Genomic DNA, 25,603 nt, shown 5'->3' with positions numbered 1-25,603 from the left:
GTCGGAGTTCCGGGGGCGCGCCGCCGCCCCGCCGGGGTGGACGGACGGCGCGCGATGTCCGGAACGACTGCTACTTCGCGGCGGCGAAGCGCTCCGCGACCTTCGCCCAGTCGACGACGTTCCAGAACGCCTTCAGGTAGTCCGGGCGCTTGTTCTGGTACTTCAGGTAGTACGCGTGCTCCCAGACGTCGTTGCCCAGCAGCGGGGTCTTGCCCGCGGTGAGCGGCGAGTCCTGGTTCGGGGTGCTGGTGATCGCGAGCGTGCCGCCGTCGAGCACGAGCCACGCCCAGCCGGAGCCGAACTGGCCGACGCCGGCCGCCTCGAACTGCTCCTTGAAGGCGTCGAACGAGCCGAACGCCTCGTCGATCGCCGCGCCGAGCTCCCCGTCGGGGGCGCCGCCGCCGGAGCCGCTCAGCGACTCCCAGAACAGGCTGTGGTTGTAGTGGCCGCCGCCGTTGTTGCGGACCGGGCCCTTCTTGTCGTCGGGGAGGCTGTCGAGGTTCGCGACGATCTCCTCGATCGACTTGTCGGCCCACTCGGTGCCCTCGACCGCGGCGTTGAGCTTGTCGACGTAGGCCTGGTGGTGCTTGTCGTGATGGATCTCCATCGTCTGCGCGTCGATGTGCGGCTCGAGCGCGTCGAAGGCGTAGGGGAGCGGGGGAACGGTGAAGGCCATGGAGTTCTCCTGGAGGTGTGTCGGGTGGTACGCACGCCAAGCCTATCCCTCGGCGTCGCGCTGCCCCGGACGCCGCCGCGCGCCGACCGGGCCAGCGGTCATCATCCCCGGCCGATGGGGGTCCCACGCATCGCCTTCCGCGCCCGTCCGCTGGCGCTCCTCCTGGCCGTCGCCGCGGCGGTCCCGGCGGCCGCTGCCGCCGCCGAGCCGGTCGGGCAGCCGACCCTCGTCGCGGTCCCCGGCGCCGGAGGGCAGCCGTGCCCGGGTGCCGACGCGACCGCCTGCACCGTCGCGCTCGTCCGCGACGCCGCCGGCCGTCCGGCGGGCATGCCGCGCGACGGCGTCCTCGTCGCGATCCGGCTGCGGGCCGCCGCCGGGACCACCGACGAGCTCCAGGTCCGGGTGCTGCGCCCGGACGGGGCGGGTCTGCTGCGCCCGGTCGCCGCCGCCCCCGCGCGAGCGCTCGACGGCGGCACCGGGGTCCAGCGCTGGCCGGTGCGGCTCGCGGTCCGCGAGGGGGACCTGCTCGCGGTCCGCGGCGCGACGCTGCCGCCGGTCGCCGTCGCCTCCGCGGTCACGGGGGCGGCCGCGGTCGTCGCGGAGCCTCCGGCCTGGCCGGTCGGCGCGGCGTCGCGCGCCCCTGACGCCGCGGCAGGCTCCCCGGGCGACCTCCAGCTCGCGGGCGACCTCGAGCCCGACGCCGACGGGGACGCTCACGGCGACCTCACCCAGGACGACTGCCCCGCCGATCCCGCGCGGGTCGGCGCCTGCGCCATCGACCTCGTCGCGAGCGCGTCGGCGCCCACCTACGCGGTCGCCGGGCGGCCGCTGACCCACGTCTACGTCGTGCGCAACCGCGGCGCCAGCCCCGCCGACGCGGCCGTCCTCGACCTCGAGTCCGTCGAGGGCGCCACGCCGACCGCCGTGGACGCCCCCGGGGCGTGCGCGCCGACGGCCGACGTCGTGACCCGCTGCGCGCTCGGCCGGCTCGCGCCCGGGGACGCCGTCAGGGTCACCGTGACGCTGTCCGGGCCCGTCGACGCGGTCGCCCGCACGCAGGCGCGCGCGAGCGCGCGCGGGACCGAGCTCGTCGCCGGTGACGAGTCCGCCGCCGCGCAGACCCGCCTGACCGCCGAGAGCGTCGCCCCGGCCGCGCGCCCGTTCACCGTCGCTCCGTGCGCGAACGTCCAGACCGGGACCGGGGACGACGAGGTCCTGAACGGCACCGGCTTCGGGGACCGGCTGATCGGCCGGGCGGGCCGCGACCTGCTGCGCGGCGGCGACGGCCCCGACTGCCTGGAGGGCGGGCCGGGCAGCGACGTCCTGGACGGCGGCACCGGGGACGACCGCCTCGCCGGGGCCGCCGGGAACGACCGGCTGGAGGGTGGCCCGGGCGCCGACACCCTGCGCGGCGGGCTCGGACGGGACCGGCTGCTCGGCGGCGCCGGGGCGGACCTCCTGCTGCCGGGCCCCGGGGTGGACCGCGTCGAGGCCGGCGACGGCGACGACCGCGTCGACGCGCGCGACCGCACCGCGGAGACCGTCGACTGCGGTCGCGGTTCGGACCAGGCCCGCGTCGACCGCCGCGACCGCGTCCGCGGCTGCGAGCGCGTGGCGCGCGGCTGACGCCGTCGCAACGCGGATACGCTTGCCCGGCCGATGACGCGTCTCTCCAGCCTGCTCCTGCCCACCGAGCGCCAGCCGCCCGCCGACGCCGAGGCCCTCTCGCACCAGCTGATGGTGCGCGCCGGGCTCGTGCGGCAGATCGGCGCGGGCCTGTGGAGCTGGCTGCCGGCCGGCTGGCGCGTCCACCAGAAGATCGTCCAGATCGTCCGCGAGGAGATGGACGCGATCGGCGGGCAGGAGATGCTCATGCCGGTCCTGCTGCCCGCCGAGCTGTGGAAGCGCTCCGGCCGCTACGACACCGTCGGCGCTGAGCTGATGCGCCTCCGCGACCGTAAGGACGCGGACATGGTGCTCGCGATGACCCACGAGGAGGCGGTGACCTTCCACGTCGCCCAGGTGGTGAAGTCCTACCGCGAGCTCCCCAAGGTCCTCTACCACTTCCAGACGAAGGAGCGCGACGAGCCGCGCCCGCGCGCCGGCGTGCTGCGCACGCGCGAGTTCGTCATGAAGGACGCCTACTCGTTCGACCGCGACCAGGCGGGCCTCGAGGAGACCTACGAGCACCACCGCGGCGCCTACGCCCGCATCTACGACCGCTGCGGCCTGGAGTGGGTCGAGTGCCGCTCCGACGTCGGGATGATGGGCGGCACGATGGCGCACGAGTACATGGCCCCGTGCGCCGCGGGGGAGGACGACGTCGTCATCGCCGGCGCCTACAGCGCGAACCTCGAGATCGCCAGCGCCGACGCGCAGCCCGTCGAGCTGCCCGCCCCGCTGGACGCCCCGGTCCGCGTCGAGACGCCCGGAGCGCGCACGATCGAGGCCGTCTCCTCGCTGCTGGGCATCCCGCACGGGGCGCAGATGAAGTCGTTCCCGGTCGTCGCGGGGGAGGACCGGTTCCTGCTCGTGCTCGTGCGCGGCGACCACCAGATCTCCGAGACGAAGCTGCGCAACCACCTCGGCGCGCCGTGGCGGCCCGCCACCGAGGAGGAGATCCGCGAGCGGCTCGGCCCGCCCGGCTCGCTGGGCCCCGTCGGCGCGCAGGTCGACGTGCTGCTCGACCGCGCCGTCCGCGACGACGACGGCGCCTCGTACACGACCGGCGCCAACGAGGAGGGCGTGCACCTCCAGGGCGTGCGGCCCGGCCGCGACTTCGGCTTCACGCGCGGGGACGTGCGCGAGGTCGTGCTCGGCGACACCGTCGACGGGGTCCCGGTCCGCATCGAGCCGGCGATCGAGATCGGCAACATCTTCCAGCTCGGCACCCGCTACTCCGAGCCGCTGGGCGCCACCTACCTGGACCCGGACGGCAAGCAGCAGCCGGTCGTCATGGGCTGCTACGGCATCGGGCCCGCGCGGATCGCCGCCGCCTCGGTCGAGCAGTTCGCCGACGAGCGCGGGATCGCGTGGCCGAAGGCGATCGCGCCGTGGGACGTCGAGCTCGTGTCGCTCGGCAAGGCCGGGTCGCCCGAGCGCGAGGCCGCCGACGCCCTCTACGCCGAGCTGCAGGAGGCGGGCATCGAGGTCGTGTACGACGACCGCGACGGTGGCGCCGGCGCGAAGTTCGCCGACGCCGAGCTGCTCGGCTGCCCGCTGCGGCTGACGCTCGGCCGCCGCTCGCTGGAGTCGGGCCGGCTCGAGGCGCAGGGTCGCCGCGGCCAGGTCGACCACGAGGAGGGCGTCCCCGTCGCGGGCGCCGCCGAGGCGGTGCAGGAGCTGTGGGCGACCCTCCCCTGACGCCGCGCGAACGCGTCGAGCAGGCCCGCGAGAACACGCGCGAGCGCGTCGAGCAGGCGCGCGACACCGCGCGCGGCCGCGTCGAGCAGGCGCGCGAGACGACGCTCGAGCGCACCGAGGACATCCGCATGACCGCGCGGCGGCTGTTCGGGCTCGACCGCTCGGGCCCGCCGCCCCGCGCCACGCTCGAGGACGCGCCCTGGAACGTCTGGACGATCCCGAACGCGATCGGCTTCGTGCGGGCCCTGCTGATCCCCGTGTTCCTCGTCCTCGCGCTCGGCTCCGAGTCCGGGACCGACGCGCTGCCGGCGATCATCTTCGCGGTCATCGGCTGGAGCGACTACCTCGACGGGTTCGCGGCGCGGATCACCGGCCAGTACTCGCGGTTCGGCGCGCTGCTGGACCCGATCGTCGACCGGATGCTCGTGATCTCCGGCGTCGTCGTGGTCTGGAACTTCGAGCTGCTGCCCCGCTGGGCGCTGGCGCTCGTCGTCGCGCGCGAGGTGCTGATGCTGTTCGGCGGCCGCTACGCGCTGAAGCGCGGCGCGACGCTGCGGATCAACTGGCCCGGGCGGCTCGCGGTCGGGCCGACGATGGGGGCGATCTTCTTCGCGCTCGTCGACCTGCACTGGCTGGCGGTGGCGAGCCTCGTGCTCGGCCTCGGCCTGGGCTGGACCGCGACCGTCCTGTACATCCGTGAGGCGCGCCGCCAGATCGCTGCACGGAACGGTGCACCCTCAAGCTCTGGTTGACCCTTCGGAGCCCGCTGGTATGCTCGCGCGGCCGCGGACACCTTCCACCCACCGCGCGCAGGAGCGAGATCACGCATGGACACCTTCCCGGACCTCGGGTCCCTGTCGGACCAGGAGCTGAAGGACCTCATCCAGCAGCTCACCGAGGAGGAGATCGACATCTCCTACAAGCGTCGGATCCTCCACGGGAAGATCGACATCCTCCGCGCCGAGCTCGTCAACCGGCTGCGCAAGAAGCACGAGACCGGTGAAGAGGTCATCACCGGGGCCGACGTGCAGCGCCTGACCGACATCCTCGCGGGCCGCGCCGCCGGCGAGGACACGGGCGTCTAGCCCCGAGCCCCAGGGAGGGAAGCGAGCAACGTGGCCGTCCACTGCCCCGAGTGCGCCTTCGTCAACGCGGAGGGCGCGAACTACTGCCAGAAGTGCGGCGCGTACATCGGCGCGACCGGCACCGCGGAGTCCGGGGAGTCCCAGACGGCGACCTACCGCGTGGGGGAGACCGGGGAGTTCATCCCCGTCGACCTCGACGACGTCGTCGCGCAGGGCGCGGCGCTCGTCATCCGCGCCGGCGGCGGGCGGGTCGGCGAGAGCTTCCCGCTCGACGGCGAGCGCCACTCGATCGGCCGGCGCCCCGACTCCGCCGTCTTCCTCGACGACGTCACCGTCTCCCGCGACCACGCGCTCGTCGTCCGTCGTGGCGCCGACTGGCATCTCGACGACCTCGGGTCGCTCAACGGCACCTACGTGAACCGCCAGCGGATCGAGAGCCAGCGCCTCGCCGACGGCGACGAGCTGCAGATCGGCAAGTACAAGCTCACGTTCCTCACCCGTTGATGTCGGTGGCCGAGCCGCACCTCGACCCGATCGGTGGTCCCGGCGAGCCCGACCCCGAGCCGTCCGAGCGGCCGCGCAAGTCGATGACGATCGGGGCGGTCTGCAAGTCGCTGCAGACCGAGTTCCCCGACATCTCGATCTCGAAGATCCGCTACCTCGAGGACCAGAAGCTGCTGCAGCCGCGGCGCACGCCCGGCGGCTACCGGCTGTACAGCGCCTCCGACGTCCAGCGGCTGCGCACGATCCTGCGGCTCCAGCGCGACGAGTTCCTGCCGCTGCGCGTCATCCGCCAGGAGCTCGCCTCCGGCCGCGCCCAGGAGGACGAGCGCGCCACCCCGGCCCCGTCCGGCCCCGGCGCCGACCCGCGCGCCCGCCGCCGCACGAGCGTCACCGTCAGCCCCAACGCCCCGATGTACTCGCTCGCCGACGTCGTCGAGGAGACCCGCGCCGACCCGAAGCTCGTGCAGGAGCTCGAGGAGTACGGCGTCATCCGCGGCGACCTCCGCGCGGGCACGAAGTACTACGACGAGACCGAGCGGGAGATCGTGCGCGCCGTCGCCGAGCTCGCCCGCTACGGCGTCGGCGGACGCAACCTGCGCGTGTTCCGCACCTCCGCCGACCGCGAGGCCGCACTGCTGCAGCAGCTGCTCGCGCCGGCGCTGCGCTCGCGCAACGTCGAGCGCCGCAAGGAGGCGCTGGAGGCGCTCGAGAACCTCGCCGCGGTCACCACGCACCTCAAGCACCTGCTGCTGATCCGCGACCTGCGCAAGATCGCCGGGTGAGCACGCCCGACCCGAAAGCCGTCGACCTGCGCGCGGCGATCCGGGAGATCCCGGACTTCCCGTCGCCCGGCATCGGCTTCAAGGACATCACCACGCTGCTCGCCGACCCCGTGGCGCTCGACGCGGCCGTCCGCGGCCTCGCCGCGGCGGCGCGCCCGCTGGCCCCGGACGTCGTCATCGGGGCGGAGGCCCGCGGCTTCCTGCTCGGACCGGCGCTCGCCCGCGAGCTGGGCTGCGGCTTCGTGCTCGCCCGCAAGCCGGGCAAGCTCCCGCACACCACCGTCCGGGCCGAGTACGCGCTCGAGTACGGCACCGACGCCCTGGAGCTGCACAGCGACGCCGTCGCCCACGGGGCGCGCGTCCTCGTCCACGACGACCTGCTGGCCACCGGCGGGACCGCCCGCGCGCTGTGCGAGCTCGTCGAGCAGCTCGGCGGCACCGTCGCGGGCTGCGCGTTCCTCGTGGAGCTCGCGTTCCTGCCCGGCCGTGCCGCGCTCGAGCCGCGCCCCGTCCACGCGCTGGTCACCTACGAGAGCGAGTAGCCGCCCGTGCCCACGACCAAGCGCTCGCGCGTCATCCCGGCCACCCCGCAGGAGCTGTGGACGATCGTCGGCGACCCGTACCACCTGCCGCGCTGGTGGCCGCGGGTCCTGCGCGTCGAGGCGGTCGACGACAGCTCCTTCACGCAGGTGATGACGACCGAGCGCGGCCGCAGCGTGCGCGCGGACTTCCGGCTGACCGCCCTGGACGAGCCGACCCGCGCCGGCTGGGCGCAGGAGGTCGAGGGCACGCCGTTCGAGAACCTGCTCGAGGCGTCGAGCATCGAGGTGCGGCTCGACCCGCAGTCCGCGGGCACGAAGGTCACCGTCGTGCAGACGACGAGGATGAAGGGCGTCTCGCGACTCGGGGGCCCGATGGTCCGCAAGGCGTCGCGGACGCTGCTGGACGAGGCGCTCGACGGCCTCGAGCGGCTGCACGCCGACGCCGCCTGAGGCGGCGCCGGACGCGACCGGCCGCGGCTAGTTGCCGCCGAGGTCGAGCTGGCCGCGGAGCACGATCGTGCCGGGCTTGCTCGGGCGGTCCACCTTCTCCTTGGTGATGACGAGCTGGCGGAACTTCGTGGCCTCGGCCGGCACGGGCGCCAGGCCGCTGAGGCGACCGTCGTCGCCGACCGGCGGCGCGAACCCGAGGAACTGCGCGTCCGACGGGGAGTTGTAGAGCCACACGACGTAGCGGGAGCTGGGCTGCAGGTCCTGCGCCGTGACGGCCAGCGCGCGCTGCCCGTCCTGGGAGAGGACCTGCGCGACGCCGAGGGCCTTCGAGCCCTGGACGGCCGCCGTCAGGTTGATCTGCGCGTCGACCGACGGGGTGCCGGTCGGGCCGGTGGACGCCGCCTGCGTCGTCGTCGGCGTGTCGTCGCTCTCGTCGTCGCCACCGCCGATCAGCAGCACGCCGCCGACCGCGATCGCGACGCCGACGCCGATGAGGACGAGCAGCCCGCCCAGCCGCGAGGACTTCGCGCGCTCCTGGCGGGCGACCTTGCGCGCCTCGAGCGCGTCGAACGCCTCGTCGACCTCGCGGCCGCCCGCCGGGATGTCCGGGAGCGCGTCGCCGCCGATCGGGCGCAGCTCGGCCGCGACGACCCGCGCCCACGCGCGCCCGGCGGCCGAGGTCTCGAGGAACTCGCGGGTCGCCGCGCGCTGGGACGCGGTCTGCTGCCCGAGCAGGAAGTCGGAGATGTCGTCCTGGCGCTCGGACTCGAGGTCGCCGGTGTCGTCGGGACCGAGGCTGTCGAGGGCGTCGAGCGCACGGTCGCGGACCCCCGCACCGTCGAGCCGCAGCAGCGCCGCGAGCTCGTCGTAGGTCTTGCCCTGCTTGAGCAGGAGCTGGATGACGGCCTTCTGATCGGCCGGCAGGTCGTCCACGCGCGCCATAGGGCGCGGAGCCTAGCGGGACGGGCCCCCGCCGCGCGTCGGACCCGGCCGCGCCGCACCCCCGGGGCGGGGGAGGCGGTGAACTAGGGTGCCGGGGATGAGCGATCTCCCGACCCCCGTGGCCTACGAGCGCACCTTCGACGCACTCTACGGCCTCGTCGTGGACGAGCAGCGCGACGACCTCGTGCGCGCGCACGTCGACATCCAGGACCACCACAAGCAGCCGATGGGGCTCGTCCACGGGGGCCTGCTGGCGTCGATCGCCGAGGCGATCACGTCGATGGGGACCGCCCGGGTGGTCATCCACGACGGCGAGATGGCGCAGGGGCTCTCCAACCAGACGAACTTCCTGCGGCCCGTGTTCGGGTCGGTCATCCGCGCGACCGCCACGCGCCGCCACCGCGGCCGCACGACGTGGGTGTGGGAGGTCGACATCACCGACGAGCAGGACCGCCTGTGCGCGATCATCCGCATGACGATCGCGGTCCGGCCGATGCCGCCCGAGGTCGCCGCGCGCGTGCGCGAGACCCACGGCGACCCGACCTGACCGGCGCGGGGCGCCGGCCGGCCCCGCGCCCGCTCAGCCGCCGTAGCGGTTGGTGATCGGCAGCCGCCGGTCGCGCCCGAGCGCCCGCGGCGTGATCTTGATGCCGGGCGGGGACTGGCGGCGCTTGTACTCCGCGAGATCGACGAGCCGGATGACCCGGTCGACGTCCGCCGCGGGGAAGCCGCGGGCGACGAGCTGCTCGCGGCCGAGGTCGCGCTCGACGTAGCCCTCGAGGATCGCGTCGAGGATCTCGTAGGGGGGCAGCGAGTCGTCGTCGCGCTGGTCGGGGCGCAGCTCCGCCGACGGCGGCCGGCTGACGATCGACTCCGGGACCGGGTCGGCGGCGTCGCGGCGGCGCCGCCACGCGGTCAGCGCGTAGACGAGCTGCTTGGGGCAGTCCTTGATGACCGCGAAGCCGCCGGCGCTGTCGCCGTAGAGCGTTGAGTACCCGACCGACATCTCGGACTTGTTCCCGGTCGTCAGCACGAGCCAGCCGAACTTGTTCGACAGGGCCATCAGCAGGTTGCCGCGGATGCGGGCCTGGAGGTTCTCCTCGGTGAGATCCGGCTCGCGGTCGGCGAACGTCTCGGCGAGCAGCTCCTCGTAGGCGACCATCGGGCCCTGGATCGGCAGCTCGAGCTGCCGCACGCCGAGGTTGGCGGCGAGCGTGCGGGCGTCGCCCTGCGTGCCGTCGGAGGAGTAGCGCGAGGGCATCACGACGCAGCTGACGCGCTCGGGGCCGAGCGCGTCGACGGCGACGAGCAGCACGAGCGTCGAGTCGATGCCGCCGGAGAGCCCGAGCACGACGTGGCGGAAGCCGTTCTTCCCGACGTAGTCGCGCGTGCCGAGCACGAGCGCCCCGTAGACCTCGGCCTCGGCGTCCAGCGTCGCGGCGACCGTGCCGTCGGGGGCGTCGGCGGGCGCGGCCGGGCCGCCGGTGGCGTCCGACGGGGCGGCCGTGGTGAGCGTCGCGATCGTCTCGACGGTCGGACGGTGCTCGCGGACCGCCAGGCGCGGGCGGGTGTCGCGCAGGCGCGCGTTGCCGGCCGCACGGGTGTCGACGGTGGCGAGCAGGAGGGTCTCCTCGAACTGCGGCGCGCGGGCGACGACGCGGCCCTCGTGGTCGAGCACGACGCTGTGGCCGTCGAAGATCAGCTCGTCCTGGCCGCCGACGAGCGCGCAGAACGCGACGGGGGCCAGGTGGTCGCGGGCGCGCTGCTGGAGCATCCGCTCGCGCTCGGCGCCCTTCCCCGCGTGGAAGGGGGAGGCGGAGAGGTTGATGATCAGGCGCGCGCCGGCGAGCGCCTCGTCGGTGGCGGGCGGGCCCGGGACCCACAGGTCCTCGCAGATCGTGAGGCCGACGGGGACGCCGTCGACGTCGACGATCATCGGGCGGTCCCCGGCCTGGAAGTAGCGGACCTCGTCGAAGACCCCGTAGTTGGGCAGGCGCATCTTGCGGTAGACGCCCTGCACGGCCCCGTCGGCGAGGACGGCCGCGGCGTTGTAGACGTCGTCCGCCCGCTCGGGGAAGCCGACGATCGCGACGATCCCGCGGGTGCGGCCGGCGAGCCGCTCGATCGCCGCGCGCGCGTCCGCGAGGAAGTGCTCCTTGAACAGGAGGTCCTCCGGCGGGTAGCCGGTGATCGCGAGCTCGGGGAACAGGACCAGCTGCGCCCCGGCGGCCGCGGCCTCGTCGATCGAGCGGGCGATCCTCTCCTCGTTGCCGGGGAGGTCGCCGACCGTCAGGTTCAGCTGGGCGAGTGCGATCCGCATGGGACGCGAAGGATCGCACGGTGTCCGCAACGCGAAACGTTTCACAAGCCTTCAACAACAAATCACGAACTTGTTGAAGGTTCTGTGCATGGTTGTGTAAGGTGGCGGGTAGTTCCGCATCACTCCCCCCAGCTGAACGAAAGCCGCCCGCCATGAACCTCGCCGATCAGACCACGTTCTCCCGCATCTACGAAGAGCACCACCGTGGTGTCTACGGTGCCGCGTACCGCATCCTCGGCAACGACGCCCAGGCCCAGGACGTGGCCCAGGACGTCTTCCTCCGCGTTTGGCGCAACCCGGGCAAGTACGACGCCCGCCGCGGCGAGCTCGGCAGCTACCTGCGCCTGATGGCCCGCAGCCGCGCGCTGGACCTCTGGCGCGAGTCGCAGGCCGCCGGCCGCGCGACGGACCGCCTCAAGGTCGTCGTCTCGATGGACGCCCCGCGCTTCGACCAGCGCCCCGACCAGGTCGCCGAGCGCGAGGGGGACCGCCGGATCGTCCGCGACGCCCTGCGGGTCCTGCCCGACGCGCAGCGCGAGGCCGTCGTCCTCGCCTACTGGGGCGGGCTGACCGCCGACCAGATCGCCCGCCGCGCCGGCGTGCCGCTCGGCACGGCCAAGAGCCGCATCCGGCTCGGGCTCGCCAAGCTCCGCGACGAGATCGGGCGCCAGCTCGAGCCGTCGTACGCCGCCGCCTGAGCGCCGGCGCCGGCGCCCCGGGCGGCGCTCCCGGGCGGAAAACCCCTGCTCCTGGTGATGTGCAGGCTCGTGGACTGTGTGCGCCCCGTCACAGCGACGGGGCGTTTCTGCTGTACTCTTGCGAACGATTGTTCGATCGCCGAGTCGTCTCCGCCCACTGCGGGGACGAGCGGGGGACCCACTCGCCACCGCCGGGAATCCCGGTGGAGGCTGGGGCGAATCGGCCGCTGATGCAGCCGTAGCGTCCTGTCGAGGAGCGTCAGAAGCGCTCCCGGCGGGCTGCGAGCCCGACAGCTAACCCCGTAGGCGGCAGAAGCGTTTCGCAGGAGGTCAACGGCGATGAAGCCGTCCGTCTCGCGTTCCCGCGCCGTCACGGCCGCGGGCGCGCTGTCCCTCGCCGTGGTGCCCGCCACGGCGTCCGCGCAGTCCCCTCAGACGACCGCGCCGCAGGCAACCGCCAGCGCCGCGCCCGTCTCCGCCTCGCTCCACGACTCCCACGTCCGCTACGGCTCCCGCGTGACCGTCAGCGGGCGGATCGCCCAGAGCGGCACCGTCCAGCCCGTCGTGCTCGAGTACCGCCCGCGCGGCGGCCAGTGGAGCGCCGTCGCCCAGGACGAGACCGACAAGGCCGGGCGCTACCGCCTGCGCGCCACGGTGCGCCGCAACGGCGCGCTGCGCGTCGTGCTCGCCGGCCGGCCCGCCACCGCCGTCGCCGCCGGCCCCACGGCCGCCGCGCCCACGACGAGCCGCGAGCTCGCCGTCCGCGTCGCCGCCGCGCTGCGGACCACCAAGGTCCGCCGCGACGTCGTCGCGGGCCGCGCCGCGACCGTCTCCGGCACCGTCCTACCGGCCGCCGCCGGCCGCGTCGTGCGCCTGCAGGTGCGCCGCGGCGGCACGTGGCGCACGGTCGACCGCGACGCCACCTCGCGTGGTGGCCGCTACGCGCTGTCCTGGCGGACCGCGCGGATCGGGCGCATGTCGATGCGCGTGCGCGTCGGCGCCGACCGCGCCACCACCGCCACGCGTCGCACGCTCGGACGGCTCAACGTCTACCGGCGCGTCTTCGTGTCCTGGTACGGCCCGGGGTTCTACGGCGGGCGCACGGCTTGCGGCCAGACGCTCGGCTACGGCACCCTCGGCGTCGCGCACAAGTCGCTGCCGTGCGGCACGAAGGTCACCTTCCGCCTGCGCGGGCGCAGCGTCACCGTGCCCGTCATCGACCGCGGCCCCTACGTCGGCGGGCGCGAGTACGACCTCACCGGCGCGACCAAGCGCGCGCTGGGCTTCGGCTCCACCGGCACGGTCCTCTCGACCGTCTGACCGCCGGGCCGGGGCGACCCGGCCGGACCCGACGGGAACGGGGACACGTACGTGTGTTCGCATCCCGTCGGGTCCGCGGCGTACCATCGGCGGCGACGTGAGCCGCCGGATCGCCCACCTGGACATCGACGCGTTCTACGCGTCGGTCGAGCTGCAGCGCCGCCCCGAGCTGCGCGGCCTGCCGGTCATCGTCAGCGGTGACGGTCCGCGCGCGGTCGTCACCACCGCCAGCTACGAGGCGCGCCGCTTCGGCGTCGGCTCGGCGATGCCGACCGCGCAGGCCCGGCGCCTGTGCCCCGACGCGGTGCTCGTGCCACCGGACTTCGAGGCCTACCGGGCCGCCTCCCGGACGGTGATGGCCCTCGTCCGGGCGACCGTCGACACCGTCGAGGTCGTCGGGCTCGACGAGGCGTACCTCGACCTCACGGGCCTGTTCTCGCCGAAGGCCGAGATGCGCCGCCTCGTCCAGCGCATCCGCGAGACCACCGGGCTCAGCGCGTCCGTGGGCATCGGGCCGAGCAAGCTCGTCGCGAAGGTCGCCTCGGACGCCGAGAAGCCGCGCGGCTTCCTCGTGCTCGAGCGCGAGGAGGCCGTCCGGCGGTTCGCGGACGCCTCGCCCGGCCTCGTGCCCGGCATCGGGCCGAAGACCGTGGAGCGGCTCGCCGCGCTGGGCATCGAGACGCTCGCGCAGCTCGCCGCGACGCCCGACGAGATCCTCGCCGACCGCTTCGGCACCAACCAGGGCCCCTGGCTGCGACGGCGCGGCGCGTTCCTCGACGACGCGCCGGTCAGCGAGGAGCGCATCGCCGTCAGCGAGTCCCGCGAGCGGACCTTCGACGTCGACGTGCGAGAGCCCCACGAGATGGAGGAGCACCTGCGCCGCATGGCCGCCGAGCTCTGCGACGGCCTGACCCGCCAGGACCGCCGCGCCCGCACGATCGCCATCAAGGTCCGGCTCGACGACTGGACGACCGTCACGCGGGCGCGCACGATCCCCGAGTACACCGCCGAGCCCGACCGCGTCGCGGGCGTCGCCGTCGAGCTCCTGCGCGCCTACGCGCCCGCCCGGCCGGTCCGCCTGCTCGGCGTGCGCATGGCGTCGTTCGCGCACGAGGCCGCCGCCAACGCGGGCCGCGGCGACCAGCTCGCGCTCGAGGTCTAGGGTCTGCCGCATGAGCGAGCGCATCCCGATCGGCGACCGGACCCTCCACGTCGTGCAGCGCGGCAGCGGCGACCCGCTGCTGCTGATCCAGGGCATGAGCGGCACGCACGCCTCCTGGGGCGAGCCGTTCCTGTCCGCCCTCGATCCCGCGCTCGCCACGATCTCCTACGACCACCGTGGGATCGGCCGCTCCGACCCGGCGGCCGAGCCGTTCTCGATCGTCGACCTCGCCGACGACGCGCTCGCGCTGCTCGACGCGCTCGGCCACGCCTCCGCGCACGTCATGGGCATCTCGATGGGCGGCATGGTCGCGCAGGAGCTCGCACTGAAGGCCCCCGAGCGCGTGCGCTCGCTGACCCTCGGCTGCACCTACAGCGGCGGGGAGGGCGCGTCGCTCGCCGCGCCCGAGACGATCCAGCGGCTGTCCGAGGGCATGATGTCCGGGGACCGCGAGCGCGCGATCCGCACCGGCTACGAGATCAACGTCTCCCCGGCGTTCGCGGCCGACGAGGCGCACTGGCCCGCGTTCCTGGCGATGGCGACGGCCACGCCCGCCCCGATCGCGACGATCATGCTGCAGATGCAGGCAATCGGGGCGCACGACACGCTCGCCCGGCTCGGCGCCATCACCGCCCCGACGCTCGTCGTCCACGGCGACGCCGACCTGATGCTCCCGGTCGCCAACGGCGTCCTCATCGCCGACGCGATCCCCGGGGCGCACCTCGAGCGGTTCGCGGACGTCGGGCACCTGTTCTGGTGGGAGCGGCCCGAGCAGACCGCCGCGCTCGTCACCGCGCACTGCGCGGGCGCCACCAACCCGGCCTGAGCGGGCGGCCCCGGCGCGCTAGTACAGCGCGGCGGCGAGCCGGCGGCGGCCGTCGCGCGCCAGCGGGTGGTCGACCCCGAGCGGGTCGAGGATCCCGATGACGGCCTGCCGCAGGTCGTCCTTGCGGTCGGGCGCGACCGCCATGCCCTCCAGCAGCGCGGTGAGCGCCGTCTCGGGGTCGCCGCCGTCCAGCGCCGCCCACGCGGCGTCGAGCTCCAGCGGGCCCGGGTCCTGCTCGAGCCGGATCCGCGCGGCCAGCCCCTCGGCCGCGAAGTTGCCGCGGACCTGCTCGAGGATCCCGAGCGCCTCCTGCGCATCGCCGCGACGGTGCAGCAGCCCGCCGAGCGCGAGCGCCGCGTCGGCGCGACCCGGCTCGAGCTCGAGGGCCCGGCGCAGGTCCGCCTCGTCGCCGCTGCGCGCCAGCGCGTCCGCCTCCGACGGCACGAGCTTGCGGAAGAACCGCTCGACGATCGCCGGGCTCTGCGCGCCGACGAACTCGTCGACGACCTGCCCGTCGCGGAACGCCTTGACCGCCGGGATGCCCTGGATCTGGAAGCTCTGCGAGATCCCCGGGTTGGCGTCGGTGTCGATCTTCGCGAGCACGACCTGCCCGTCGTGCTTGGCGGTCTCGCGCTCGAGGATCGGCCCGAGCTGCCGGCACGGCCCGCACCACTCGGCCCAGAAGTCGACGACCACCGGGGTCGTCGCGGAGCGCTCGAGGACCTCCGCCTGGAAGGTCGCCTCCGTCACGTCGATCACGGTCATGCCTGCAGACTACGCTGCGGTGATGCCCGGTCCGGACCTCCACGTCGTCTCGGCGGGCGACGGCCCCGCCGTCGTCCTGCTGCACGGCCTCACCGCCACGCACCGCTACGTCGTGCACGGCTCGCGGGCGCTCGAGCGCGGCGGCTTCCGGGTCGTCGCCTACGACGCGCGCGGCCACGGGGCGTCGGATCCCGCACCGTCCCCGGACGCCTACACGTACCCGCTGCTCGCCGAGGACCTCGGCCGCGTGATGGACGAGGCCGGCCTCGACCGCGCCGTCCTCGCCGGGGCGTCGATGGGCGCGCACACCGCGCTGCGGTTCGCGCTGGACCACCCCGACCGCGTCGCCGGGCTCGTGCTGATCACCCCGGCACACGACGGCGCCGCCCCCGAGGCGTCGCGCACGAAGGACCTCGCGCGCTGGGACCGCCTCTCCGAGGGCCTGCGCAGCGGCGGGGTGGAGGGGTTCGTCGCCGCCTACGGCGACCCCGGCGTGAAGCCCGAGTGGCGCGAGACCGTCCTGAAGGTGCTGGAGCAGCGGCTGTCCCGCCACGAGCACCCCGACGCGCTCGCCGACGCGCTGCGCGCCGTCCCGCGCTCGGCACCGTTCGACACGCTCGCCGACCTCGGCTGGATCGGGGCGCCGACCGTCGTCGTCGGCGACCAGGACAGCGCCGATCCCGGCCACCCGCTGGCGGTGGCGATCGCCTACGCGGACACGATCCCCGGCGCCGAGCTCGTCGTCGAGGAGGAGGGGGAGAGCCCGATCGCCTGGTCCGGCGGGCGGCTCTCGAAGGTCATCGCCGACCTCGCGCGCACGGTGCGATGAGCACCACCCCGGCCGGGTACTCCGGTCGCCCACTCGCCCAGAAGCTCGCCATCAAGGCCGGGCACGTCGTCTGCGTGCTCGACGCGCCCGCCGGGTTCGTCGAGCACGGGCTCGGGCCGCTCCCCGCCGACGTCCGCCTGCACGCGACGCTCGTGCCCGCAGCGGACGTCGTGCTGACCTTCCGCACCGAGCGCGCCCGGCTCGAGGCCGACCGCGAGCCGGTCACCCGGACGATCTTCCCCGCGGGCGCCTGGTGGGTCTGCTGGCCCAAGCGGGCCTCGAAGGTCCCCACCGACGTCACCGAGGACGTCGTCCGCGAGATCGCACTGCCGCACGGCCTCGTGGACACGAAGGTCTGCGCCGTCGACGCGACCTGGTCGGGCCTGCGGCTCGTCGTCCGACGCGAGCGACGCGGCGGCACCGTGGAAGACCTGCTCAGCGGATAGCGTCCCGGGCGATGAGCCCGCTCACCGACCTGACCCTCGAGCGCCACGGTGGCGTCGCCGTCCTCACGCTCGACGCCCCCGACCGCCGCAACGCCCTCACCATCGCCATGGCCCGGGCCATGATCGACACCTGCGAGGAGCTCGACGCGGACCCGACCGTCGGCGCGGTCGTCGTCCGTGGCGCGGGCGGCTACTTCTGCGCCGGCGGCGAGCGCGCGACGCTCGCCCGCGCCGGGGAGGACCCGGCGGCGCCCGACGCGTTCACCGGCATGGGCACGATCTACCGGGCGTTCCACCGCGTCGGGGAGCTGCAGGTCCCGACGATCGCCGCGATCCACGGCGGCGCCGTCGGCGCGGGCATGAACCTCGCGTTCGCGACCGACCTGCGGATCGTCGCCCGCGACGCGAAGCTCGCCTCCGGCTTCATCCCGATCGGGCTGCACCCCGGCGGTGGGCACGGCGTGCTGCTCGGCCGCACCGGAGCGAGGGAGACGACCGCGGCACTGGCGCTGTTCGGCGAGCGCATCACCGGCGAGCAGGCCGTCGCCGCCGGGCTCGCCTACGAGGCGCTCGACGCCGACGCGGTCGACGCGCGGGCACTCGAGCTCGCCGCCGTCCCCGCCCGCGACCCGGAGCTCGCGCGCCGCACCACGCTGTCCCTGCGCACCGAGCTCGGGCCGCCCGCGCTGCCCTGGGGCGCGGCGCTGGAGATGGAGCGCTCGGCCCAGATGTGGTCGATGCGCCGCAAGGCCCTCGGCGCGCAGGACGCGTGACCGAGCCGATCTTCACGCGTGAGGGCGGCACCTACGTGCCGTCCGGGCACGCCCGCGGCCCGTGGGACGACGCGCAGCTCCACGGCGGCGCGCCCGCCGGCCTGCTCGCCCGGGAGATCGCCGCGGTGCCCTCCGGCACCGACGGGACGCGCATGGCGGTCCTGCGGCTCGCCTACGAGTTCCTCGGTCCCGTCCCGCTCGCCCCGCTGACCGTCTCCGCCGCGCTGGTCAAGCCGGGCCGTCGCTTCCAGCTCGTCGAGGCGCAGCTCGCGGTCGCGGGCGGCCCCGTCGTGCTGCGGGCGCGAGCGGTGCGCCACCGCGTCGCCGACCCGCCCGTCCCGGTCCCCGACGCGGCGCGCGCGACCGGCCCCGCCGAGGTCCCCGGCGGCCCCGACCCGCTCGCGCACCCGCTCGCGCCGATGGTCCCGATGGGGGAGGCGGACACCGGCTTCGGCGTCACGGGCATGGAGCTGCGGTTCGTGCACGGGGACTTCCTGGAGCCCGGTCCCGCGGTCACCTGGTTCCGTGCCGCCCGGCCGCTCGTCGACGACGAGGCGGCCTCGCCGCTGGCGCTCGTCGCGATGGCCGCGGACTTCGGCAACGGCGTCTCGAGCGCCCTGGACTTCCGCACCCACCTGTTCGTCAACACCGACCTGACCGTGCAGCTCCAGCGCGAGCCCGTGGGGGAGTGGGTGCAGCTCGACGCCCGCACGGTGATCGACGGCGCCGGGATCGGGCTGGCCGCCTCGCGGCTCTCCGACCTCCACGGCGCGCTCGGCACGAGCGCCCAGTCCCTCTACGTGGAGGCCCGATGACCCCGATCCGCACCGTCCGCCGGTCGCTCCTCGCCACCGCCGGCCTGCTGGCGCTCGCCACCCCGGCCGCGCAGGCGATCGACCGCTGCCCCGAGGGCGCCGCGCCCGCGACCCCGGTCCTCACCGGGCAGGGGGTGCTCGAGTCGGCGATCGTCGACGCCGACGGGCGCCTCTACTACACGGACACGACCGCCCGCGAGCTGCGCCGCCTCGACGCGCCCGGAGCGGCACCCGAGACGATCGCCAGCGGCATCGACGCGCCCGGCGGGCTCGCGATCGACGAGCGCGGCCGGATCCTCGTCGGCCAGGGCGACGGGCTCGTGCCCGGCCTCCAGGGCAACCTGCGACCGGTCGCCCGGCTGCTGCGCGTCGACCCGACCACGCGCGTGGTCGAGACCGTCGCCTCCGGCCTGCAGATGGTCAACGGGATCGTGCGCGCGGACGACGGCGCCGTGTACGCCTCCAGCGACGTCGGGTTCGGCATCGACCGCGTCGGCCCCGACGGCACCGTCCAGCTGCGCTGGGCGTCCGTGTTCAGCGCCAACGGCCTGGCGATCGACCGTGCGCAGCGCCACCTCTACGCCGCCCAGACCTTCCAGCCCGCGGCGATCACGCGGATCGACCTGCGCGACTCCTCGCAGGTGCGGACCTTCGCCACCCCGCCGCCGGACGGGATCGCCGCCGGCCTCGACGGCATGACGATCGACGGCGCCGACCGGCTCTACGTCGCCGCCCAGGTCCCGGGGGAGGTCTGGCGGGTCGACACGGCCGCGCCGCGGTTCTGCACGATCGCCACCGGGCTGCGCACCCCGAGCGCCGTCGCGTTCGGGCACGGGCGCAGCGGCTTCTCCGCCGGGCGCCTCTTCAGCGTCGGCTTCGACGGGGTGATCGCCGAGCTGCCGTCCGCGCGCGTCACCGGCGCCGCGCTCGCGCCCGTCCCCGCCGCCGGCGCGGCGGCGACGCCCGCCGACGGCCCGACCGCGCCGCGCGTGCTGCTCACGCCGTCGCGCGTGACCGTCCGCGGCGGCTTCGTGCGGTTCACGCCGCGGCTGGTGCTGCTCGCCGCCGACGGGACCCGCCGCAGCGTGACGCGGCGCCTCGTCCTCCCGGGCGGGCGGACGGTCCGCAGCGGCCGGGCGGTCACCGTGCGGGTCGCGCCCGGGGCGCGCACCCTGACCGTGCGGTTCGTGCTGCGCGGCGTCCGGCGCACGCGCACGATCGCGCTGCGCCGCCCCTGAGCCGCGCCGCGGAGGTCAGGCCGGGCGCACGGTCGTGTCGCCCGGCGCGACCGAGAACGCGGCCTGCCGCACCGGCCGGGCGGCCGGGTCCTGCGCGTCGACGGAGTGGTACTCCACGCGCAGCCCGTCGGTGCGGGCCTCCAGCCGACCGAAGCCGCGGTGCTGGAAGTCCGCGTAGGAGATGTGCGGGTTGGTGGTGCGCAGCGCCGCCTTGATCGTCTCGCGCGCGGTGGCCTCGGGGATGATGTCCTCGAACCCGAGCGAGGTGATCGAGCCGCCGACGAACTCCGTCCCGACCGCCGGCGTGTTCGCGCGGCCGTTGGTGTGGACCGTCCCCGCGAAGAACGTGTGGATGTCCCCGGTGATGAACGTCAGGTCCCGCACGCCGCGGGCCCGGAAGTGCTCGAGGATCTCGCGCCGCTCCGCGCCGTAGCCGTCCCACGCGTCGACGTTGATGGTCGTGCCGGGGACCGAGTCGACGGCCATGATCATCAGCTGGTTGGCGACGACCTTCCACTGCGCCCGCGAGTCGGTGACCGCGCGCTTGAACCACGCCTTCTGCTCGGCCCCGAGGAACGTGCGCCGTCCCGTCTCGGCGTCCGGGCACGGCACGACGATCTGGCCCGTGCACGCCTGCGGGTCGCGGTACTGACGCTGGTCGAGCAGGAACAGCTCGGCGGTGGCGCCGAGCGGCACGCTGCCGTAGATGCGGAAGTCGACCGGCTTGGCGCGCAGCCGCGGCATGTACTCGAAGAACGCGAGGTAGCCGTTGCGGCGCCGCTCGCGGATGTCGTACGGGGCGTCCTGGCCCTTGGCGGTGTCGCGCCGCTCCCCGGCGTAGTTGTCCTCGACCTCGTGGTCGTCCCAGATCGCGATGAACGGGTGCGCCGCGTGGAGCTTGCGGAGGTTCGGGTCGGCCTTGTAGAGGCGGTACTTCTCCCGCCACTCGGGGAGCGTCAGGACGAAGCCGTCCTTCGCCGCGCCGAGCGTGTCCTTGCGGTCGGCGGGGCCGTCGTAGAAGGTCTGCTCGTAGACGTAGTCGCCCAGGCAGACGACGAGGTCGAGGTCGTCCTGCGCGGCGAGCGCCGCGTGCGCCGGGTAGTAGCCCGCCTGGTAGTCCTGGCAGGAGAAGAACCCGATCCGCACCGGCTCGCGTGAGTCGGCCGGGCGCGCGGTGCGGAAGCGGCCGACGTCCGACGCGGTCCGCCGCGTGGTGAAGCGGTAGTAGTACTCCTCGCCGGGCCGCAGCGGCCCGCCCTTCAGCCGCGCGTGGACGGTCGCGTCGCGCACGACGGGCACGCGCACGTCGCGGCGCAGCACCGTGCGGCGGAAGTCGGGATCGCGGGCGACCTCCAGGCGGACGCGGCTGTTGCGCTCGACGCCCTCGACGCGCGTCCACAGGGTGATCTCGTCGGTGCCCGGGAAGCCCGAGCCGACCCCGAGGTGGAAGTCGCCGTCGGTGAGCAGCGGCTCGCGGATGCGGCGGCGCGGCGGCTTCGCGGCGAGCGCGGCAGGGCCGCCGAGCAGCACGGCGCCGCCGGTGGCGAGGGCGCCGCCGACCACGGTGCGGCGGGTGACGGGGGAGGAGAGATCGCTCACGGGCGCGGGAACCTGTCAGAGAAGGCGGGGGACCGGGGTGAACACCGGGTGAACGCCGGCGTTCGGCGGAGGCTAACCGCCGGCGCCGCGTCCTGTGGCAGCATCGCGGCCGTGAGCACCACCTTCGAGCGCCGCGACACCGCGCGGATCATGGCCGCGGTCGCGCTCGCCGCCTCCTTCACGCCGTCGCTGCTGCGCCGTCGCCGCCGCGACCAGGCGGCCGTGACGGCCGGCGCGGTGGTCCTCGGCGCCGGGGCGGGCGCGGTGACGGAGGTCGCGGTGCTGCGCCTGGCCGAGCGGCTGGGCAGCGAGTCCGAGGCCCGGCTGGCGGTCGCCGGGATCGGGGCCGCCGCGACCCTCGCGGAGCTGCCGTCCAGCCCGTCGGACCTCGTCGCCGCGGTCGGCACGGGCGCCCGCGTCGCCGGGATCGGCGCGCTGCTCGGAGCGCTCGCCCCCGTCCGCGAGCGACGCGAGCCGGTCGACCGGGTGGCGCTCGCGGGCGCGGTCGCGCTCGGCGCGAGCGGCTGGTGGGCGTGGAAGCGCACCGACCCGCGCCGCCAGCGACCGCGGATGACCGCCTACCCGCCCGTGGGCGGCACGTTCCTGCCCACCGTCTCCGGCGGCGCCGGGAGCGCCGTCCCGCGCGAGGGCCTGGACTTCGAGGGCACGCGGTTCCTCGCCTGCGCGGTCCCCGCCGCGGACATCCGCGCGCTTCGGCCCGACGGGGGCCCGGCGGTCGATCCCGTCCGGGTGTTCGTCGGCGTCGGCAGCGCCCCGACCGTGCAGGAGCGCGCGCGGCTCGCGATCGACGAGCTCGAGCGGCTCGGCGGCCTGGACCGCGGGCGGGTCGTCGTCTGGTCGGCGACCCTGCGCGGGTTCGTCAACCCCGTGCCGCTGGACGCCGAGGAGGTGCTCTGCCGCGGCGACGTGGCGAGCGTCTGCGTCCAGTACTGGGACCGCCCGACGCTCGCGATGCCGTTCAAGGTGCCGGTCGCGCGCGACACGCACCGCGCCGTGCTGGCCGAGCTCGCCGCCCGGCTGGCGGACCGGCCGCACCGCCCGGAGGTCGTCGTCTACGGCGAGAGCCTCGGCGCGTGGGCCAGCCAGGAGGTCTTCAAGGACGGTGGGGTCGCCGCGCTCGACGCCGCCGGGGTCGACCGCGCCCTGTGGGCGGGCACGCCGTTCTTCTCCGGGCTGCGCCGCGCGTTCCAGAAGGACCGGGTGCCCCGCGACGAGCGGGTCGCGCTCGTCTCCACACGGGAGCTGCTCGACGCCGACCCGGCCGCCGCCCGCGCGCTGCGCTTCGCGTTCCTGGACCGGCGGGTCGACCCGGTCGTGCTGTTCAGCGGCTTCGACGTCCTGTGGCGGCGACCGGAGTGGCTCGACGAGCGCCTGCACGAGGACGGCGGCCCGGACGGGCTGCGCTGGGTGCCGGGCATCACGTTCCTGCAGCTCGTCTTCGACCTCCTGCGCGCCACCCGCTGGACGTCCGACCTGCCGCAGGCCGCCGCGCACGACTACCGCGTCGAGCTGCCGCTGGCGGTCAACCTCGCGCTCGGCCACCACCTGCCCCCGGACGCCGCGCAGCAGCTCGCCGACCGGCTGATCGAGCGCGAGGTCGCGCGCGGCGCGCGGCTGCGGGCGCTCAGGCGGGGCGAGCCGGATCCGGCGTCGGCGACGGTCCCGGCGCCGGGCTGACGCGCCGCAGCGCCAGCACCACGATCCCGCCCGCGAGCAGCACGGCGATGCCGATCTGCCCCGCGCGCCCGGTCGCGGACTCCAGCGCGTCGGAGAACGCCCAGCCGATCGCCAGGTACGTGCCCGCCCACAGCGCGATCCCGACCACGTCGAACGGGAGGAACTTCCGGTAGCGCATGCCGCTGGCGCCGCACAGGAACGGGGCGAGCACGCGCACCGGGCCGACGAAGCGCCCGGCGATCAGCACCCAGCCGCCGCCCCGCGCCACGCGCGCGGCGACGCGGTCCACCCGCGCGGGCGTCAGCCCGACCCGCCGGCCGATGCGCGGCAGCGCGGCCTGCCCGTAGCGGCGGCCGAGCGCCCAGCTGAGCGTGTCGCCCGCGACGCCGCAGCACCAGGCGACCGCCACGAGCACCACCGGGTCCAGGACGCCCGCGGCCGCCGCCGCACCCGCGACCGCGATCACCGCCTCGCCGGGCGAGAGCATCCCCAGCCCGACGCTCGTCTCCAGCAGCACGACCGCCCCGACGAGCAGGTAGGTCCAGGCGCCCAGCTCGTCGACCGCGTCGCGCGCCGCCGGGTACGGGTCGGGCAGCGGCAGCACCCCGGCGAGGACGACGACCCCGGCGGCCCCGGCGAGCGCGAGCGCGAGCACCGGGAGGTGTCCGAGGGACCGCATCCCCGGCAGGCTGGCAGGCGCACGACCGGATCTCGTGAACGCTAGGTTGCCGGGGTGCCCCGACCCGACCGGCTGGAGCGCCTGCCCCCGCAGTTCTTCACCGGGATCCTCGCCGCGGTGGCCGCCGCGCGCGCCACGCCCGGCCCGCCGGTGATCGACCTCGGTCGCGGCAACCCCGACCTGCCGCCGCCCGCCCACGCGCTCGCCGCGGTCGCCGAGGCGCTCGGGCAGACCGCCACCCCGGCGGTCCACGGCTACCCGCCCTTCGACGGTCAGCGCGCCCTGCGCGAGGCGATCGCCCGGCGCTACGCGGCCGACCACGGCGTGACGCTGGACCCCGACCGCCAGGTCGCGGTCGTGCCCGGCACCAAGACCGCGATCACGCTGCTCGCGCTCGCGCTCGCCCAGCGCGGCGACGCCGTCCTGCTGCCCGACCCCGGCTACCCGGACTACCCCAGCGGCGTCGCGCTCGCCGGTGCCCGCACGGTCGCGCTGCCGCTGGAGCAGCGCGCGGGCTGGCAGCCCGACTGGGACGCGGTCGCCGCCGCGGACCTCGCCGCGGCGACCGTCGCGGTGCTGAACTACCCGTCCAACCCCTGCGCCGTGCTGGCGACGGACGCCACGCTGCGCACCGCGGTCGAGCGCGCGCACGCGCACGGCCTGACGCTCGTGCACGACCTCGCCTACGGGTTCCTCGCCTTCGACGGGCGCCGGGCGCGGAGCGTGCTCGAGCTCGACGGGGCGGCGGACGTGGCGGTCGAGCTGTGGTCCGCCTCCAAGGTCCACGGCATGGCGGGCTGGCGGATCGGCTTCGTCGTCGGGAACGCCGAGGTCGTGGCGCGCGTGCAGCTGCTCCTGGACCACATGCACGCCGGCGTCTTCACCGCCCTGCAGCACGGGCTCGCGGCGGCCCTCGACGGCGACCAGGCGACGGTGGCCGACCGCGCGGCCGTCTACGCGGCGCGTCGCGACCGGCTCGTCGCGGCCGGGCTTCCCGGGATCGAGCCGCCGCAGGGCACGTTCTACGCGTGGTGGCGGCTGCCGGAGGGCTGGAGCGCCCGGCGGCTGCTCGATCGCACGCGGGTCGCGGTCGCACCGGGGGAGGGGTTCGGGGCGCGCGGGGCGGGCTGGGCGCGCCTGTCGCTGGCCCTCCCGGACGCCGAGCTGGACGAGGCGCTGCAGCGGCTCGGGCACGCGCTCGGGTAGAGGTCGTCCGCGCCAATCCGGAGGTCCTGGCCGTCCCGACCTCCGGGTCTGGTCAAATGTCGCACGATGCGCGCGGTCAATCCGGACGAGCCACCGCCGCGGCCGCTGCCCCGCGGCCGGCACTCTCCTGGCGGGCAGGTGGTCGCGAGCTCGCAGCGCACGCGCCTGCTCGACGCCCTCGTGGAGCTCGTGGCCGAGCACGGCTACGCGGGCGTGAAGGTCGGGGAGATCGCCCGGACGGCCGGGGTCTCGCTGTCGACCTTCTACGCGCACTTCCCCGGCAAGGAGGAGTGCTTCCTGGAGGCCTACGAGTCGGTGGTGCAGGCCCTGATGACCGACCTCGGGCGGTCGCTGGCCCAGGTCACCACGCTCGAGGACGGGATCGAGCAGGCCGCGGTCGCGTACTTCGCGTGGTTCGCCGAGCGCCCGACCGCGGCGCGGACCTTCCTGATCGAGATCCGCGGCGCCGGGAACGTCGCCCTGCAGCGGCGCGCCGAGGCGCTCGACCAGTTCCTCGTCGTGTTCGCCGCCGCGCTCGAGCGGGTCGGCCGCCCGGACCTGCCACCGCCGCGGGCGCGGCTCCTCGCGCTCCTCGGCGCCGTCGAGGCGCTCGCGTACGACCGCGTGCTCGCCGGCCATCCCGAGCAGCTCCTGGACCTCGCCCCGGACGCGGTCGACGCGGCGATGCGGCTGCTCGCGCCCTGACGGCCGACGCAGGCCGGGCGGGCTGTGGGCGGGTCCCGGAGGACCCGCCCGGCGCCCGACGATGGCCACCTCGAACTACAAACGTCCCAGGACTGATGATCGTGTCTGCCTGGGCGGCGTGACACTCCCGACCACCGGACTGGCCACCCGGCACGAGGCCGGGTGCGTGGCGCGGTCGGA

Annotated in this window: 27 protein-coding genes and 1 riboswitch; of the genes, 21 read left to right on the top strand and 6 right to left on the bottom strand. The window is 75.4% G+C overall.

All coding sequences use genetic code 11. The features are described 5' to 3' along the window. Positions 1 to 70 precede the first annotated feature (70 nt). Positions 71 to 676, bottom strand: coding sequence for a superoxide dismutase (locus tag C7Y72_RS20990; protein WP_107571148.1), 606 nt, complete (start codon positions 674 to 676; stop codon positions 71 to 73). Between the two features lie 114 nt (positions 677 to 790). Here C7Y72_RS20990 and C7Y72_RS23840 point away from each other — a divergent pair, with 114 nt between their 5' ends. The 8 genes from C7Y72_RS23840 to C7Y72_RS20950 all read left to right on the top strand — a co-directional run bounded on the left by C7Y72_RS23840 (position 791) and on the right by C7Y72_RS20950 (position 7,402). Beyond that, positions 791 to 2,302, top strand: coding sequence for a calcium-binding protein (locus C7Y72_RS23840; protein ID WP_199224026.1), 1,512 nt, complete (start codon positions 791 to 793; stop codon positions 2,300 to 2,302). A gap of 33 nt (positions 2,303 to 2,335) precedes the next feature. Further along, positions 2,336 to 4,039, top strand: a complete 1,704-nt coding sequence (locus C7Y72_RS20980; RefSeq protein ID WP_107571147.1) for a proline--tRNA ligase — start codon at positions 2,336 to 2,338, stop codon at positions 4,037 to 4,039. Continuing rightward, positions 4,021 to 4,791: a CDP-alcohol phosphatidyltransferase family protein gene (locus C7Y72_RS20975; protein ID WP_233243948.1), complete on the top strand. Its 771-nt coding sequence runs from the start codon at positions 4,021 to 4,023 to the stop codon at positions 4,789 to 4,791. The genes C7Y72_RS20980 and C7Y72_RS20975 overlap by 19 nt, the downstream gene beginning before the upstream one ends. A gap of 75 nt (positions 4,792 to 4,866) precedes the next feature. After that, a complete protein-coding gene (locus tag C7Y72_RS20970; protein WP_107571146.1) occupies positions 4,867 to 5,124 on the top strand; it encodes an RsiG family protein in 258 nt (85 codons plus the stop codon). A gap of 30 nt (positions 5,125 to 5,154) precedes the next feature. Next, positions 5,155 to 5,628, top strand: a complete 474-nt coding sequence (locus C7Y72_RS20965; protein ID WP_107571145.1) for a double zinc ribbon and FHA domain-containing protein — start codon at positions 5,155 to 5,157, stop codon at positions 5,626 to 5,628. Beyond that, positions 5,628 to 6,410 (top strand): transcriptional regulator FtsR, encoded by a 783-nt coding sequence (ftsR, locus tag C7Y72_RS20960; protein WP_107571144.1) that lies wholly within the window; start codon positions 5,628 to 5,630, stop codon positions 6,408 to 6,410. The genes C7Y72_RS20965 and ftsR overlap by 1 nt, the downstream gene beginning before the upstream one ends. Beyond that, entirely contained in the window at positions 6,407 to 6,952 is a 546-nt protein-coding gene (locus C7Y72_RS20955; protein ID WP_107571143.1) for an adenine phosphoribosyltransferase, read from the top strand. The genes ftsR and C7Y72_RS20955 overlap by 4 nt, the downstream gene beginning before the upstream one ends. Before the next feature lie 6 nt (positions 6,953 to 6,958). Further along, the gene (locus C7Y72_RS20950) at positions 6,959 to 7,402 is read left to right on the top strand and encodes an SRPBCC family protein (RefSeq protein WP_107571142.1); all 444 of its coding nucleotides are present in this window, start codon (positions 6,959 to 6,961) and stop codon (positions 7,400 to 7,402) included. A gap of 27 nt (positions 7,403 to 7,429) precedes the next feature. Here the strand turns inward: C7Y72_RS20950 and C7Y72_RS20945 are convergent, their stop codons facing one another. Further along, the gene (locus C7Y72_RS20945) at positions 7,430 to 8,344 is read right to left on the bottom strand and encodes a hypothetical protein (RefSeq protein ID WP_107571141.1); all 915 of its coding nucleotides are present in this window, start codon (positions 8,342 to 8,344) and stop codon (positions 7,430 to 7,432) included. 97 nt (positions 8,345 to 8,441) lie between these two features. Here C7Y72_RS20945 and C7Y72_RS20940 point away from each other — a divergent pair, with 97 nt between their 5' ends. Further along, positions 8,442 to 8,891: a PaaI family thioesterase gene (locus tag C7Y72_RS20940; RefSeq protein ID WP_107571140.1), complete on the top strand. Its 450-nt coding sequence runs from the start codon at positions 8,442 to 8,444 to the stop codon at positions 8,889 to 8,891. A gap of 33 nt (positions 8,892 to 8,924) precedes the next feature. On the opposite strand, the gene C7Y72_RS20935 is transcribed toward C7Y72_RS20940, so the two are convergent. After that, positions 8,925 to 10,664, bottom strand: coding sequence for an NAD+ synthase (locus tag C7Y72_RS20935; protein ID WP_107571139.1), 1,740 nt, complete (start codon positions 10,662 to 10,664; stop codon positions 8,925 to 8,927). 152 nt (positions 10,665 to 10,816) lie between these two features. On the opposite strand from C7Y72_RS20935, the gene C7Y72_RS20930 reads away from it, so the two are divergent. The 4 genes from C7Y72_RS20930 (at position 10,817) to C7Y72_RS20915 (ending at position 14,670) form a co-directional block, all read left to right on the top strand. Next, positions 10,817 to 11,362 carry an RNA polymerase sigma factor gene (locus tag C7Y72_RS20930; RefSeq protein WP_107571138.1) on the top strand — a complete coding sequence of 182 codons (546 nt, stop codon included), beginning with the start codon at positions 10,817 to 10,819 and terminating at the stop codon, positions 11,360 to 11,362. A 127-nt stretch (positions 11,363 to 11,489) separates the two neighbouring features. After that, positions 11,490 to 11,685, top strand: a riboswitch (cyclic di-AMP (ydaO/yuaA leader). Positions 11,686 to 11,701: 16 nt separating this feature from the next. Next, a complete protein-coding gene (locus tag C7Y72_RS20925; protein ID WP_107571137.1) occupies positions 11,702 to 12,682 on the top strand; it encodes a septal ring lytic transglycosylase RlpA family protein in 981 nt (326 codons plus the stop codon). Positions 12,683 to 12,779: 97 nt separating this feature from the next. After that, complete coding sequence (dinB, locus tag C7Y72_RS20920; RefSeq protein ID WP_158276977.1) at positions 12,780 to 13,844, top strand: DNA polymerase IV; 1,065 nt, start codon at positions 12,780 to 12,782, stop codon at positions 13,842 to 13,844. A 10-nt stretch (positions 13,845 to 13,854) separates the two neighbouring features. Continuing rightward, positions 13,855 to 14,670: an alpha/beta fold hydrolase gene (locus C7Y72_RS20915; protein ID WP_107571135.1), complete on the top strand. Its 816-nt coding sequence runs from the start codon at positions 13,855 to 13,857 to the stop codon at positions 14,668 to 14,670. An 18-nt stretch (positions 14,671 to 14,688) separates the two neighbouring features. On the opposite strand, the gene C7Y72_RS20910 is transcribed toward C7Y72_RS20915, so the two are convergent. Then, on the bottom strand, positions 14,689 to 15,435 hold the full coding sequence (locus C7Y72_RS20910; RefSeq protein WP_107571134.1) for a tetratricopeptide repeat protein: 747 nt from the start codon (positions 15,433 to 15,435) through the stop codon (positions 14,689 to 14,691). A 22-nt stretch (positions 15,436 to 15,457) separates the two neighbouring features. Between C7Y72_RS20910 and C7Y72_RS20905 the strand changes: the two genes are divergently transcribed. From C7Y72_RS20905 to C7Y72_RS20885, 5 genes are read left to right on the top strand one after another with little or no spacing between them, the layout of a single operon-like run. Further along, positions 15,458 to 16,264 carry an alpha/beta fold hydrolase gene (locus C7Y72_RS20905; protein ID WP_107571133.1) on the top strand — a complete coding sequence of 269 codons (807 nt, stop codon included), beginning with the start codon at positions 15,458 to 15,460 and terminating at the stop codon, positions 16,262 to 16,264. Further along, the gene (locus tag C7Y72_RS20900; RefSeq protein WP_107571132.1) at positions 16,261 to 16,710 is read left to right on the top strand and encodes a Rossmann-fold NAD(P)-binding domain-containing protein; all 450 of its coding nucleotides are present in this window, start codon (positions 16,261 to 16,263) and stop codon (positions 16,708 to 16,710) included. The genes C7Y72_RS20905 and C7Y72_RS20900 overlap by 4 nt, the downstream gene beginning before the upstream one ends. An 11-nt stretch (positions 16,711 to 16,721) precedes the next feature. Further along, positions 16,722 to 17,483 (top strand): enoyl-CoA hydratase/isomerase family protein, encoded by a 762-nt coding sequence (locus tag C7Y72_RS20895; RefSeq protein ID WP_107571131.1) that lies wholly within the window; start codon positions 16,722 to 16,724, stop codon positions 17,481 to 17,483. After that, positions 17,480 to 18,298, top strand: coding sequence for a thioesterase family protein (locus C7Y72_RS20890; RefSeq protein ID WP_107571130.1), 819 nt, complete (start codon positions 17,480 to 17,482; stop codon positions 18,296 to 18,298). Before C7Y72_RS20895 ends, C7Y72_RS20890 begins: the two co-directional genes overlap by 4 nt. Then, positions 18,295 to 19,536 (top strand): SMP-30/gluconolactonase/LRE family protein, encoded by a 1,242-nt coding sequence (locus C7Y72_RS20885; RefSeq protein ID WP_107571129.1) that lies wholly within the window; start codon positions 18,295 to 18,297, stop codon positions 19,534 to 19,536. Before C7Y72_RS20890 ends, C7Y72_RS20885 begins: the two co-directional genes overlap by 4 nt. A 15-nt stretch (positions 19,537 to 19,551) precedes the next feature. Here C7Y72_RS20885 and C7Y72_RS20880 read toward each other — a convergent pair whose 3' ends face one another. Continuing rightward, on the bottom strand, positions 19,552 to 21,135 hold the full coding sequence (locus tag C7Y72_RS20880; RefSeq protein WP_107571128.1) for an alkaline phosphatase D family protein: 1,584 nt from the start codon (positions 21,133 to 21,135) through the stop codon (positions 19,552 to 19,554). 111 nt (positions 21,136 to 21,246) lie between these two features. Between C7Y72_RS20880 and C7Y72_RS20875 the strand changes: the two genes are divergently transcribed. Continuing rightward, positions 21,247 to 22,833, top strand: coding sequence for an alpha/beta-hydrolase family protein (locus C7Y72_RS20875; protein WP_107571127.1), 1,587 nt, complete (start codon positions 21,247 to 21,249; stop codon positions 22,831 to 22,833). On the opposite strand, the gene C7Y72_RS20870 is transcribed toward C7Y72_RS20875, so the two are convergent. Further along, positions 22,781 to 23,512 carry a DedA family protein gene (locus C7Y72_RS20870; protein WP_107571126.1) on the bottom strand — a complete coding sequence of 244 codons (732 nt, stop codon included), beginning with the start codon at positions 23,510 to 23,512 and terminating at the stop codon, positions 22,781 to 22,783. The genes C7Y72_RS20875 and C7Y72_RS20870 overlap by 53 nt on opposite strands. Positions 23,513 to 23,566: 54 nt before the next feature. Here C7Y72_RS20870 and C7Y72_RS20865 point away from each other — a divergent pair, with 54 nt between their 5' ends. Both C7Y72_RS20865 and C7Y72_RS20860 read left to right on the top strand, forming a co-directional pair. Next, on the top strand, positions 23,567 to 24,718 hold the full coding sequence (locus tag C7Y72_RS20865) for a pyridoxal phosphate-dependent aminotransferase (RefSeq protein WP_107571125.1): 1,152 nt from the start codon (positions 23,567 to 23,569) through the stop codon (positions 24,716 to 24,718). A 138-nt stretch (positions 24,719 to 24,856) separates the two neighbouring features. Continuing rightward, positions 24,857 to 25,423, top strand: a complete 567-nt coding sequence (locus C7Y72_RS20860) for a TetR/AcrR family transcriptional regulator (protein ID WP_158276976.1) — start codon at positions 24,857 to 24,859, stop codon at positions 25,421 to 25,423. The last annotated feature ends 180 nt before the right edge of the window (positions 25,424 to 25,603 follow it).

It is taken from the genome of Paraconexibacter algicola, from assembly GCF_003044185.1.
Taxonomy (GTDB): Bacteria; Actinomycetota; Thermoleophilia; order Solirubrobacterales; family Solirubrobacteraceae; genus Paraconexibacter; species Paraconexibacter algicola.
The sequence above is the reverse complement of the archived record's forward strand: the minus strand, read 5'-3'. Positions and strand labels throughout refer to the sequence as shown.

Bases quoted from the DNA above. Each gene is read 5' to 3' on its own strand.
- C7Y72_RS20970 (WP_107571146.1), top strand. From the start codon at position 4,867: ATGGACACCTTCCCGGACCTCGGGTCCCTGTCGGACCAGGAGCTGAAG.
- C7Y72_RS20895 (WP_107571131.1), top strand. From the start codon at position 16,722: ATGAGCCCGCTCACCGACCTGACCCTCGAGCGCCACGGTGGCGTCGCC.
- C7Y72_RS20910 (WP_107571134.1), bottom strand. From the start codon at position 15,435: ATGACCGTGATCGACGTGACGGAGGCGACCTTCCAGGCGGAGGTCCTC.
- C7Y72_RS20870 (WP_107571126.1), bottom strand. From the start codon at position 23,512: ATGCGGTCCCTCGGACACCTCCCGGTGCTCGCGCTCGCGCTCGCCGGG.
- ftsR (WP_107571144.1), top strand. From the start codon at position 5,628: ATGTCGGTGGCCGAGCCGCACCTCGACCCGATCGGTGGTCCCGGCGAG.
- C7Y72_RS20905 (WP_107571133.1), top strand. From the start codon at position 15,458: ATGCCCGGTCCGGACCTCCACGTCGTCTCGGCGGGCGACGGCCCCGCC.
- C7Y72_RS20900 (WP_107571132.1), top strand. From the start codon at position 16,261: ATGAGCACCACCCCGGCCGGGTACTCCGGTCGCCCACTCGCCCAGAAG.
- C7Y72_RS20935 (WP_107571139.1), bottom strand. From the start codon at position 10,664: ATGCGGATCGCACTCGCCCAGCTGAACCTGACGGTCGGCGACCTCCCC.
- C7Y72_RS20885 (WP_107571129.1), top strand. From the start codon at position 18,295: ATGACCCCGATCCGCACCGTCCGCCGGTCGCTCCTCGCCACCGCCGGC.
- C7Y72_RS20980 (WP_107571147.1), top strand. From the start codon at position 2,336: ATGACGCGTCTCTCCAGCCTGCTCCTGCCCACCGAGCGCCAGCCGCCC.
- C7Y72_RS20915 (WP_107571135.1), top strand. From the start codon at position 13,855: ATGAGCGAGCGCATCCCGATCGGCGACCGGACCCTCCACGTCGTGCAG.
- C7Y72_RS23840 (WP_199224026.1), top strand. From the start codon at position 791: ATGGGGGTCCCACGCATCGCCTTCCGCGCCCGTCCGCTGGCGCTCCTC.
- C7Y72_RS20940 (WP_107571140.1), top strand. From the start codon at position 8,442: ATGAGCGATCTCCCGACCCCCGTGGCCTACGAGCGCACCTTCGACGCA.
- C7Y72_RS20930 (WP_107571138.1), top strand. From the start codon at position 10,817: ATGAACCTCGCCGATCAGACCACGTTCTCCCGCATCTACGAAGAGCAC.
- C7Y72_RS20945 (WP_107571141.1), bottom strand. From the start codon at position 8,344: ATGGCGCGCGTGGACGACCTGCCGGCCGATCAGAAGGCCGTCATCCAG.
- C7Y72_RS20925 (WP_107571137.1), top strand. From the start codon at position 11,702: ATGAAGCCGTCCGTCTCGCGTTCCCGCGCCGTCACGGCCGCGGGCGCG.
- C7Y72_RS20990 (WP_107571148.1), bottom strand. From the start codon at position 676: ATGGCCTTCACCGTTCCCCCGCTCCCCTACGCCTTCGACGCGCTCGAG.